At 70.9% G+C, this 11860-nt stretch carries 8 protein-coding genes and 1 pseudogene; 7 read left to right on the top strand and 2 right to left on the bottom strand.

Annotated features, from left to right (window positions below):
* The 4 genes from PV341_RS39225 to PV341_RS39210 all read left to right on the top strand — a co-directional run.
* The coding region (locus PV341_RS39225; RefSeq protein ID WP_500360293.1) for an LCP family protein at nt 1-1184 on the top strand (1184 nt) is incomplete at its 5' end.
* 120 nt (nt 1185-1304) lie between these two features.
* A complete protein-coding gene (locus tag PV341_RS39220) occupies nt 1305-3071 on the top strand; it encodes an LCP family protein (RefSeq protein ID WP_500360292.1) in 1767 nt (588 codons plus the stop codon).
* A gap of 54 nt (nt 3072-3125) precedes the next feature.
* Nucleotides 3126-4775, top strand: a complete 1650-nt coding sequence (locus tag PV341_RS39215) for an LCP family protein (protein WP_500360291.1) — start codon at nt 3126-3128, stop codon at nt 4773-4775.
* A 205-nt stretch (nt 4776-4980) separates the two neighbouring features.
* Nucleotides 4981-6873: an LCP family protein gene (locus PV341_RS39210; RefSeq protein WP_500328628.1), complete on the top strand. Its 1893-nt coding sequence runs from the start codon at nt 4981-4983 to the stop codon at nt 6871-6873.
* Nucleotides 6874-6889: 16 nt separating this feature from the next.
* On the opposite strand, the pseudogene PV341_RS39205 reads toward PV341_RS39210, so the two are convergent.
* Nucleotides 6890-7942 (bottom strand): annotated as a pseudogene (locus tag PV341_RS39205) (glycosyltransferase family 2 protein); the annotation flags it as partial.
* A gap of 74 nt (nt 7943-8016) precedes the next feature.
* Between PV341_RS39205 and PV341_RS39200 the strand changes: the two are divergent.
* On the top strand, nt 8017-9462 hold the full coding sequence (locus PV341_RS39200; protein WP_500360290.1) for an LCP family protein: 1446 nt from the start codon (nt 8017-8019) through the stop codon (nt 9460-9462).
* 20 nt (nt 9463-9482) lie between these two features.
* On the opposite strand, the gene PV341_RS39195 is transcribed toward PV341_RS39200, so the two are convergent.
* Nucleotides 9483-10025: an acyl-CoA thioesterase gene (locus tag PV341_RS39195; protein ID WP_018559720.1), complete on the bottom strand. Its 543-nt coding sequence runs from the start codon at nt 10023-10025 to the stop codon at nt 9483-9485.
* Between the two features lie 117 nt (nt 10026-10142).
* On the opposite strand from PV341_RS39195, the gene PV341_RS39190 reads away from it, so the two are divergent.
* Both PV341_RS39190 and PV341_RS39185 read left to right on the top strand, forming a co-directional pair.
* Nucleotides 10143-10406 carry a DUF1876 domain-containing protein gene (locus PV341_RS39190; RefSeq protein ID WP_499512179.1) on the top strand — a complete coding sequence of 88 codons (264 nt, stop codon included), beginning with the start codon at nt 10143-10145 and terminating at the stop codon, nt 10404-10406.
* 118 nt (nt 10407-10524) lie between these two features.
* Nucleotides 10525-11754, top strand: a complete 1230-nt coding sequence (locus tag PV341_RS39185; RefSeq protein ID WP_500328630.1) for an LCP family protein — start codon at nt 10525-10527, stop codon at nt 11752-11754.
* Nucleotides 11755-11860 lie beyond the last annotated feature (106 nt).

Genomic DNA, 11860 nt, shown 5'->3' with positions numbered 1-11860 from the left:
GCACCAGGGAGACGACGACGGCGAGGAAGCGCCGCCGCACCTGGCTGCGCGTCCTCGCCGTCGTCGTCTCCCTGGTGCTGCTGGCAGGGGCCGGGGTCTCCTGGTACCTGTACAAGCAGCTCGACGGGAACATCCACACGGACACGGACACCGCCCACGAGCTGATGCGGGTCCAGTCCGAGCGGCCCAAGGTGCTGCCCGAGGCGACCACCGCCGAGAACATCCTGCTCCTGGGTTCGGACAACCGTGGCGACGGGAACGGCAAGTACGGCCAGGACACCGGCACCCAGCGGTCGGACACCGCGATACTGCTGCACCTGGCCGCGGACCGGAAGAGCGCGACGGCGGTCAGCCTCCCGCGCGACCTCATGGTCCACATCCCCTCCTGCCGGCGGTCCGACGGCAGCATGACCAATCCCCAGTTCGCCCAGTTCAACTGGGCGTTCGAGTTCGGCGGCGCCGCCTGCACGATCCGTACGGTGGAGAAGCTCACCGGGATCCGCGTCGACCACCACCTCGTGGTGGACTTCAACGGCTTCAAGAAGATGGTCGACGCGGTCGACGGCGTCGAGGTCTGCGTGCCGCACGCCGTGCACGACGAGGACGCGCACCTGGACCTGGAGGCCGGCCGCCAGGAGCTGCACGGCGAGCAGGCACTCGGCTACGTCCGGGCCCGCAAGGGCATCGGCGACGGCAGCGACACCCAGCGCATGGACCGCCAGCAGCAGTTCCTCGCCTCCCTGGTGCAGAAGGTCGACTCCACGGGCGTGTTGCTCAACCCCGCCAAGCTCTACCCGCTGCTGGACGCCGCGACCTCCTCGCTCACCGCGGACGAGGGTCTCGACTCGCTGGCCGAGCTGTACGAGCTGGCCCAGAGCCTGCGCAAGACGCCGACGGACCAGGTGCGTTTCCTGACCGTGCCGCGGCGTCCGTACACGGCGGACCCCAACCGTGACGAACTGGTGCAACCCGCCGCGGACGAACTGTTCACGACCCTGCGCGAGGACGGGCGGGTGACCGTCGAGGGCGACGAGGGCACCGGCTCCGGCTCCGCCCGCCCGACGGCCGGCGGAACCTCCACCGCCTCTCCCGCAACTCCCACACCGTCGGGGTCGGCGAGCGCCTCCCCCTCGTACCGCGGCACCACCGCCGACCGCGACGTGTGCGGCGGCAGTGGGGATTGAACAGTTTGTCCAGGTGTAGGAGAGCGGAATTTGTCAGCGACGGGCGTACACGCTGAACTGTGGGGTTAGTGTGAGCGATCCGGCCTGTTGCAGCGGCCGAGACGGAGGACTCGATCGACCGTGGACACGCAAGGCCGTAGGCAGCACGTCGACCCGGCGGATCAGTGGGTTTTCGATCCCGAGACGGGCAGCTACCAGTTGCGGCTGGACCCCCCGCAGCAGCAGGAACCCGGCGTCCCCGCGCAGGGGACGGGCCGGCGGACACCGCGCGTCCAGCCGCAGGGCGGGAGCCGCGCGCGGCAGGGCCGTTCCGGCGCCGAGGGCGAGGGCCGCGCCACGACGGACGGCCGCGCGGCGGGCACCGGCAGGGCGGCGGGCGGCAACCGGGCAGGCGGCACCAGGGGCGAGGGCGGCGGCCGGGCGGCCGCGCGCACCAGCCGGCGCCGGCCCAAGTCCCGGAAGTCCACCAAGAAGCGGGCCCTGATCTGGACCGCCGGAACGCTCGGGGTCGTGGTCATCGCGGCGTGCGTGGGCGTCTACGCGCTGTACCAGCAGCTCAACGGCAACATCCACACGATCGACCCGGGCATCGGCTCCAAGAACGCCACCTCCACCGGACCGGTCAACATCCTGGTCATCGGCACCGACAGCCGGCAGGGCCTGAAGGGCAAGTACGGCGACGCGGCCAACGTCGGCCACGCCGACACCACGATCCTCTTCCACGTCTCCAAGGACCGCTCCAACGCGACGGCGCTGAGCATCCCCCGGGACATCATCACCGACATCCCGGACTGCCCGACGAAGCAGTCCGACGGCTCCACGAAGATCATCCCGGGTGAGAGCGACGTCCGCTTCAACACCAGCCTGGGCCAGTACGGCCGCGACCCGGGCTGCACGATGCGCACCGTCAAGGCGTTGACGGGCATCACCCCGGACCACTTCATGATGGCCAACTTCGACGCGGTGAAGGACCTGTCGACGGCGGTCGGGGGCGTCGAGGTGTGCCTGGCCAAGGACATCGACGACCCGGACTCGCACCTGAAGCTGGACAAGGGCCGGCACGTCGTCGCGGGCGAGCAGGCGCTGGCCTTCGTCCGCACCCGGCACAGCGTCGGCTTCGGCGGCGACCTCAGCCGCATCCAGCTGCAGCAGCAGTTCCTCAGCTCGATGATGCGCACGATGAAGTCGGGCGACACGCTGACCAGTCCGACGAAGCTGCTCAAGCTGGCGAACACGGCGACGAAGGCGCTCACCGTCGACACCGGCATCGGCAGCGTGCCCAAGCTCAGCCAACTCGCCAAGGACCTGAGCCGGGTCGACACCAAGAACATCACCTTCGCGACCGTGCCGGTGATAGACAACCCGGCCGAGAAGGTGCACGCCACCGTGGTGCTGGACGAGACCAAGGCGCCGCAGCTGTTCACCATGGTGCGCAACGACGTCTCGCTCACCGAGGTGAAGAAGAAGCAGAAGGCGTCCGATGCGGCCAAGCTGAAGGGCCCCAAGGCCGACGCGATCAACGTGCGGGTCGAGGTGCTGAACGGCAGCGGGGTCTTCGGCGCCGCCCAGGACACCGTCAACTGGCTGCAGAACGACGAGGGCGTCAGCCGCTCCACCAACGGCGGCAACGCGCCCACCGAACTGCAGAAGACGACGCTGGAGTACGCCCCCAACCAGGCCGACCAGGCGCGCCGGCTGGCCGACATGATGGGGCTGCCGGCCTCCGCGCTCAAGCAGGGCACCGAGGACGCCGCCCCGCGCGCCAACATGACGCTCACCCTCGGCAAGGACTTCACCCGGGCGGGCACGCCGATCGCCCCGCCGACGAAGGCACCCGAGGGCATCCAGAAGGTCGAGGCGGACGACAAGAGCGTGTGCGCAAAGTAGCCGCCCGGCACGGGCACCAGGGTCGACAGGGGTATCAGGGGTGGGAACCGGACGATGACGGACAGTCGTGTGCGCGATCTCGGCTGGGACGACAGCCTCTACGACGACCACCCGCGGGACGGGGCCGCGCAGCGGGGCACGGACGCGGCGCGCGCCGCGCACACGGACCCTGGGCGCGGCGGCGGACAGCCGGGCGCACGGCCGCCGCAGCGCCGCAGACGCCGGGTCGTCCGGTGGATCGCGGTCACCCTCGCGGTGCTCATACTCGGGACGGCGGGGGCCGGTTACGCGTACTACGAGCACCTCAGCCACAACCTCCGCAAGGGGAAGCGGAACAGCGGCGACAGCGACGTGGCCAAGGCGCCGACGAACGCGCTGAACATCCTGCTGCTGGGCGCCGACGGCCGTAACTCCGCGGAGAACCTCAAGCTCGGCGGCGCCAGGTACACCAAGGGCGAACCGCCCCGCGCGGACGTGATCATGCTGCTGCACGTCTCCGCCGACCGCAGCAACATGTCCGTGGTGAGCATCCCGCGCGACACCCGGGTGCCGATCCCGAAGTGCACCGACCCGCAGACGGGCAAGAAGTTCGCCGCCACCACGCACGCGATCATCAACGAGAGCCTGGCGCGCGGCGGCCCCGGCTGCACGCTCGCCACCGTGCAGAACCTCACCAAGGTCTACATCGACCACTGGATGATGATCGACTTCGCGGGTGTGGTGAAGATGGCCGACGCAGTCGGCGGCGTCGAGGTCTGCGTGGAGCAACCGGTGTGGGACCACCCGACCCCGCAGCAGCCGGGCGGCTCCGGGCTGAAGCTCAAGGCGGGCACGCAGAAGATCACCGGCAAGAAGGCCCTGCAGTGGCTGCGCACCCGGCACGCCTTCGAGAGCGACCTCGGGCGCGCCAAGGCGCAGCACATGTACATGAACTCGATGGTGCGGGAGCTGCGCTCGCAGAACGTCTTCACCGACGGCGGGCGGCTGCGGGGCCTCGCCGAGGCCGCCACCAACGCGCTGCAGGTGTCGGAGGAGATCGGCACCCCGAAGAAGCTCTTCGACCTCGGCATGCAGCTCAAGAGCGTCCCGTCGAACCGGATCACGATGCTGACCATGCCGCCGGTCACGGACACCGAGAACGACCAGCACTACATGCCGGACCCGGTGGCCGCCCCCAAGGTGTGGTCGCGGCTCGTCCACGACCTCCCCTTCGACGACAAGGGGAAGAAGAAGGCGAAGAAGGAGCCCACCGGCCCGGCGGCGCGGCCCGCCGCGGACATCCCGGTCTCGGTCGTCAACGGCACCGCGGGCGACGCCACGGGCACTCCCGTGAACGGCAGGGCGCGCGCCCTGGCGACGGCGTTGGGTCGAGGCGGGTTCGGGAAGGCGGCTGCGGCCACCGCACCGCAGCCGTCGGCGGCCACCGTGATCGAGTACCCGGCCGCCGAGGGCGCGCAGGGCCGCTCGGACGCGCTCGCCGTGGCGAAGGTGTTCAAGCTCCCCGCCAGTGTTGTGAAGGAATCCTCACATGTCGCCTCCGTCACACTCGTCGTGGGCGCGGACTGGCGGGACGGGACGGTCTTCCAGGGTGCCGCCGACGACGACGGATCGCTGCCCACGAGCGCCGGGGCCCTGAACGGAGCGAATGATTCGGCCTGCATGGACGTGTACAGGCCATATCGCTGGGATCCCGGTTTGGGGTAATGCGCACGATCGTTTTACACAGGCGATAAGAAGCGAGTGCCTTGACCCCGTCGCGGTTTATGTATCGTGACCTCCAACCATCCGCGAGCAGGGCTGTTCCGGTTCCACAGGACCTTGACAGTCGCACAGCTGAGAATCACCCACGATCCGCGCGCTGCGGCGCAACCGGTGACCGTAGTGACCAGCGCGTCATGGGAGGGCACACATGCGCCACGGCAGCATCCCCGGAGGGCGGAACGCCCCCTACGATCCTCACGAACCCGGATGGGACGACTCTCCGTACGGGAACGGTCACGGGCAGCCGTACGTCCCGCAGCAGCCCACCCCGCACCCGACGGTCCCGCAGCAGCCCCAGCGCGGCGGCTACCGCCCGCAGGAGCCGCAGCGCGGCGGGTACCCGCCCCAGGAGCCGTACGCGCCCTACCAGCCGGCGGGCTACGACACCGGGGGCTACGACACCGGGGGCTACGGCGACGACGGCCACCGGGCCGGCCACGGCGCCTACGAGGACGACGGGGGCGACGGGGCGTCCACCGGCACCCTGACCGCAACGCAGGGCGACGGGGCGGACGACGACGGCCACGACGGCGGCGGCCGCCGCGGCAACCGCCGCCGCAAGAAGGGCAAGAGGCGCGCCCTGCGCTGGGTGGCGATCGTCACGTCGGTGGCGATACTCGGCTCGGCCGGCGCCGCCTACGCGTACTACCAGCACCTCAACGCGAACATCAAGAAGGACGCGCTGAACCTCGGCGACAGCCAGGCCGCCAAGAGCAAGGCCAACGCCGCCGGCCAGACCCCACTGAACATCCTGCTGCTGGGCTCCGACAGCCGTGCGTCCAAGGCGAACCAGAAGCTCGGCGGCGCCAGGGCCGACGCCGACCGCAAGCCGCTCGCCGACGTCCAGATGCTGCTGCACGTCTCCGCGGACCGCAGCAACATGACCGTGGTCAGCATTCCGCGCGACACCCGGGTCACCATCCCCAAGTGCACCGACCCGGACGACGGGCGGGTCTACCCCGAGACCACGTCGGAGACGATCAACACGAGCCTCCAGCACGGCGGCCCCGGCTGCACCGTGGCCACCTGGGAGAAGCTCACCGACATATCCATCGACCACTTCATGATGATCGACTTCGCCGGCGTGGTGTCCATGGCCGACGCGGTCGGCGGCGTCCCGGTCTGCGTCAAGGGGAACGTCTGGGACCGCAAGTCCGGGCTCAAGCTCACCAAGGGCGACCACGTCATCAAGGGCAAGCAGGCCCTCCAGTGGCTCCGCACCCGGCACGGCTTCGAGGACGGCAGCGACATCGGCCGCACCCACGCCCAGCACATGTACATGAACGCGATGGTGCGCCAGCTGAAGTCCAGCGCGAAGCTCAACGACCCGGGCAAGCTGACGGGCCTGGCGGAGGCCGCCACCAAGGCGCTGACCGTCGACACCGGCCTCGGCACGGTCAAGAAGCTCTACGACCTGGGCAACGACCTCAAGGGCGTTCCCACCGACCGCATCACCATGACGACGATGCCCTGGGGCGCCGACCCGCAGAACCCGACCGCGCACGTCGTGCCGACCTCCGCGGCGACCAAGCTCTTCACGCTGCTCCGCAACGACCAGGCCGTGGACGGCAAGGCCTCGAAGAAGAAAAAGAAGACCGGCACGGCCACGGCCACCGCGAAGGCCTCGCCCAAGGGCGAGATCGCGGTGACGGTCCAGAACGGCACCGGCAGCACCTCGGTGCCCGCCACCCCCGGCCGGGCGAGCACGGTCACGGAGAAGCTGAAGACCCTGGGCTTCACCCAGGCCGAGTCCGACTCCACGCCGCAGTCGCAGTCCGGCAGCACGATCACCTACGCGAGCGACGACGACCAGGCCGACGCCCTGGCCGTGGCGAAGGCGCTGAAGCTGCCCACCGGCGCGGTGAAGAAGTCCTCGTCCGCCGAGGGCATCACGCTGGTGATCGGCGCCGACTGGACCGCCGGGTCGACCTACCCCGCGGCCAGCAGCTCCGACACCAAGGAAGTGCTGGACAGCGCGAGCGCGCTCAACGCTTCCGACGACTCGGCGTGCATGAAGGTGAACTCCTACTACAGCTGGTAGGGGTCCACCCGCCGCATCACGCGTCGGCCGCCGCCCGGACCGCCGGGCGGCGGCTGGCGATGACCCGCCGGGCGAGCGAGCGCGGGCTGGTCAGGAAGCCGTAGCCCCACGCCATGTGCATCGTGGCGAGCGCCACCGGGATCTGCAGCCGCGCGCGGGCGGACAGGCCCTTGCCGGCCGGGAGCGAGCCCAGTGCGATGGCCGCGAGGTAGCCGCCGGGGACGACGAAGCCGAGCGGGGTGACCGCTGCGCCGACCACCACACCCGCCGCGATGGCCACGACGGCGGCCGGGGCGGCCAGGTAGCGCAGGTTGACCGAGCCCTGGTGGTAACGGGTGACCACGCGGCGCCAGCGTCCGTAGTCCTTGTACTGCTTGGCCAGCGCGCGCACGCTGGGCCGCGGACGGTACGAGACGCGCAGCTCGGGCGAGAACCAGATCAGGCCGCCGGCCTCGCGGATGCGGTAGTTCAGCTCCCAGTCCTGGGCGCGGATGAACTCCTCGTTGTAGCCGCCCTGCTGCTCCAGCACCTCACGGCGGAAGACCCCGAGGTAGACGGTGTCGGCGGGGGCGGCGGCGCCGCCGGTGTGGAAGGCCGCGTTGCCGACGCCGATCTTCGAGGTCATGGCGGCGGCGACGGCGCGCTCCCAGTCGTTCTCGCCCTCGGCGTGCATGATGCCGCCGACGTTGGCGGCGCCGGTCTCCTCCAGCAGCCGCACCGCGGTGTCGATGTAGTCGGGCGAGAGCATGCCGTGGCCGTCGACCCGCACCACGACGGGGTGCCGGGAGGCCTTGATGGCGGCGTTCAGGGCGGCGGGGGTGCGGCCGGTGGGATTGGGCACCGTGTGGACGCGGGGATCCTCCCGCACCAGCTCCGCCGCGATCTCGTCCGTGCGGTCGGTGGAGGGGCCGAGGGCGATGACGACCTCGAGCTCGCCCGCGTAGTCCTGTTCGAGGATGTGGCGGACGGAGTTGCGCAGGTGCCGCTCCTCGTCGAGCACCGGCATGATCACGGAGACGGCGGGCAGCACGTGGGGGGTCGCAGCGTTCACAGCCGGACACGTTACCGCGAACGGATGATACGAACACGTGCAGGCGGGCGGGGCTCATCCCGTACGACGGTATGACTCCTTAGCGTGACTCCATGACCGTCGCTCGTCGCCGTCAGCAGCCCATCGCAGCCGCCCGCCGGGCCCGGAAGCGGTCGCCCGTGCGCCGCGGGATGCGCGTCCTCGGCGCCGTCTCGCTGGGCATCCTGACCGCCAGCGGGATCGGACACGCCGTCCTGGGGCACATGGACGACCGCCTGGCGCGGGTGGACGCCTTCGCCGGGATGAAGAACCGGCCCAACCCCACCAAGGGCACCAACTTCCTGCTGGTCGGCACCGACGTGCGCCGCGGGCTGACCGCGGCGCAGCGCACCGCGCTGCGCCTGGGCGGGGAGCCCTGCGACTGCACCGACACGATGATGCTGGCACACCTGTCGCGGGACGGCAGGCGGGTCAGCGTGGTCGCCCTGCCGCGGGACTCGTACGCGGAGCTGCCCCGCCCCGGCAAGCTGAAGTGGGCCTGGGGGGTGGGCGGCCCCTCGCTCGCCGTCAGCACGGTCGAGAAGATGACCGGGATCAAGGTCGACCACTACGCCGAGTTCGACTTCGGCTCCTTCATGAAGACCGTCGACAAGATCGGCGGCGTCGACTTGTGCTTCGCCCAGCCGCTGCGGGACCCCCTGACCGGCCTCGACCTGCCCGCCGGCACGGTCCGCGCGGACGGCGGCACGGCGCTGCGGTACGTGCGCTCCGGTCACTACCCCGGGAGCCCCGACCTCCCGCGGATGCAGAACCAGCAACGGTTCCTGGCCGCCCTGGTCCGCCGGGTCACCGACATCGGGCTGCTGCAGAACCCCGTCAAGCTCGACCAGGTGGCCAGGGCCGCGCTGGGCTCGGTGCGCGCGGACCGGCAGACCAAGCCGGACGACCTGATCGCGCTCGCCACGGGGCTGCGGGGCGGCTTCGGGGCAAGCTCGGTGGAGTTCGCGTCGGTGCCGGTGGACGCCACGCCGTTCCGGGTGCAGGGCGTGGGCACGACCCTGCGCTGGGACGTGAAGGGCGCCGGGCGGATCTTCGACGCGCTGCGCGAGGACCGCCCGCTGACCGGCCCGGACGGCGGCCCCCTGGCCACGCCCAGCCCCTCGGCGCCCGAGCCGGAACAGGTCGACGTGCCGCCCAAGTCGATCCGCGTCCAGGTCAACAACGGGACGACGGTCAACGGACTGGGGGCGCGCGTGGACAAGGAACTGCGCCGCCTGGGCTTCCGCACCACCGGTACGCCCGGCAACACCGTCCGGCACGACGCGGAGTACACGGTCATCCACTACGACCCGGGCTGGGACCGCTCCGCCAAGGCCCTGGGGACGGCCCTGCCGTACGCCGAGCTGCGGGCGGTCTCCGGGCTGGGGTCGACGCTGCGGATCACCGTGGGCGCGGACTACGACGGCGTGACCCCGGTGCGGGCCGGTGAGCCGGACCCGCCCGCGGCGCCGCCGGTGGAGCTCCCGCCCGCGCGCGGCGACCGCGTCGCGTGCGGCTGAGGGCCGGGCGCCGGGCGCCGTCAGTCCTCGAAGCCCTCGGCGGCGCGCTTCTCGCGCAGCTCCATGATCGCCCGGCGGCGGGCCAGCCGGTGCGTGCGGCGGATCTGCGCCTCCTGCAGCCGGCGCCGGTCCCGGTCGGTCTCGGGCTCGATCTGGGGCACCGGACGCGGCGCGCCCTCGGCGTCCACGGCCACGAAGACCAGGTAGGCGCTGGCGACCTGGGTCGCCGGGCCGGACTCGTTCCAGCGTTCGGCCAGCACGCGCACGCCGACCTCCATGGAGCTCCGCCCGGTCCAGTTGACCTGGGCCTGCACCTTGAGCAGGTCGCCGACCCGCACCGGTTCCAGGAAGGCCATCTCGTCCATGGCGCCGGTCACCGCGGGCCCCTCGGAGTGCCGTCCGGCGACGGCGCCCGCCGCGTCGTCCACGAGCTTCATGACCACGCCGCCGTGCACGGTGCCCAGCAGGTTCGTGTCGTGGTGGGTCATGATGTGCGCCAGCGTGATCCGCGAGGCGGACGTGGGCTTGAACGGGACAGGGTGCGGGGGTGGCTCCTCGAACATGGCTCCACCCTAAGCACTGCCGTGCCGTGCTCCCGCCGGGCACACCTTGCCCGGCGGCGGGGCCGGGCGGATGCTGAGAAAGGGGCCGACGTCCCTAAGTCCAAGAGGTGATCCGCCATGGAGAAGACGTGGACGATCAAGCTGTCGCTGGAGGAGGACGGCAGCCGCACCGCCTGCACCGCCTCGCTCTCCGGGGACGGCGCCCCGGGCGTGGTGGGCCACGGCTATTCGCGGCGCAATCCGAACGACGAGCCGGACATGCGCATAGGGGAGGACGTGGCCGCCTCCCGGGCCTGCTCCAACCTGGCGCACGAACTGCTGGAACAGGCCGCCGGAATGATCGAGACCCACACCAACGCCCCGACGCACCTCACCGGCTGAGAGCACCCGGACACAACCGGTCACCGCATCACCGCGGTCCTGTGACCTTTGCATCAGCTCTGCTTCAGAAGCGCCACGGAGGCACTGCCGGGCAGGGCGGCAGGGCACACTGCGGTACATGAACGCATGGCCCGACGGTTGGTCCGACAACAGGAACCAGCGGCAGCAGCAGATCTCCGAGCCGCCGCTGCCCCCCGAGCTGTCCCCGCGCCGTGCGGCGGCGGCTCCCGGCAGCGTGCCGCGCCAGCAGGCGTACGGCAGCGGCGTCCCCGGTCACGCAGGCCCGGGCGCGGGCCACGACGGTCACGGCGGCGGCTCGTACGGCCCGCCGTCCACCGGCGGCCGCACCTCACCGCCCGGCAGCCGCAAGCGGCGGGTGAAGGCCGTCCTGATCGGTCTGGTCGTCGTGGTCGCCGCCTGGTCGATCGGCACCTACTTCTGGGCGGACGGCAAGGTGCGCCGCGAGGTGGACCTCGGCACGGTCATAGACCGCCCGGAGACCGGCGAGGGCACCAACTACCTCATCGTCGGCTCCGACAGCCGTGAGGGCCTGTCCGGCGAGCAGAAGAAGCAGCTGCACACCGGCTCCGCCGAGGGCAAGCGGACCGACTCGATGATGATCCTGCACGTCGGTGACAACGGGAACTCGCTGATCTCGCTCCCCCGTGACTCCTACGTCACGATCCCCGAGTTCAAGGGTTCCGAGTCCGGCAAGACGTTCGCCTCGCGCGGCCAGAACAAGCTCAACGCCGCCTACTCGATAGACGGACCGACGCTGCTGGTGCGCACGGTCGAGTACAACACGGGCCTGCACATCGACCACTACGCGGAGATCGGCTTCGCCGGCTTCGCGGGCCTCGTCGACGCGGTCGGCGGTGTCGAGCTGGACATCCCCCGCGACATCGACGACAAGAACTCGGGCCTGCACATCAAGAAGGGCAAGCAGACCCTCAACGGCGACGAGGCCCTGGCCTTCGTCCGCCAGCGCTACCAGGAGGCCGAGGGCGACCTGGGCCGCACCAAGAACCAGCAGAAGTTCCTCGCCGCGCTCGCGGGCCAGACGGCCACGCCGAGCACGGTCCTGAACCCCTTCAAGCTCTACCCGACCATGGGCGCGGGCCTGGACACGCTGATCGTCGACAAGGACATGAGCCTGTGGGACCTGGTGTCGATGTTCTGGGCGATGAAGAGCGTCTCCGGCGGTGAGGGCGTCTCGATGAACATGCCGACCTCGGGCTCCATCAGCACCAACGTGGGCAGCGCCCTCAAGTGGGACATGCCGAAGGTCAAGCAGCTCGTCTCGGAGCTGAAGAACGACGACAAGGTCACGGTCACGCCCGACTCCTGACCCCGTGGGACGGCCCCTCCGTTCTTCCCGCTCGCCCGCGGGGCTCACGGGGTGGAGGAGCCCAGGCGGTCGAGGGAGTGGTTCGCCACGTACTCGGCCATGGTGT

The sequence above is a fragment of the Streptomyces sp. PA03-1a genome, assembly GCF_033792805.1.
Classification (GTDB): Bacteria; Actinomycetota; Actinomycetes; order Streptomycetales; family Streptomycetaceae; genus Actinacidiphila.
This window is presented reverse-complemented; position numbering and strand designations above follow the sequence as displayed.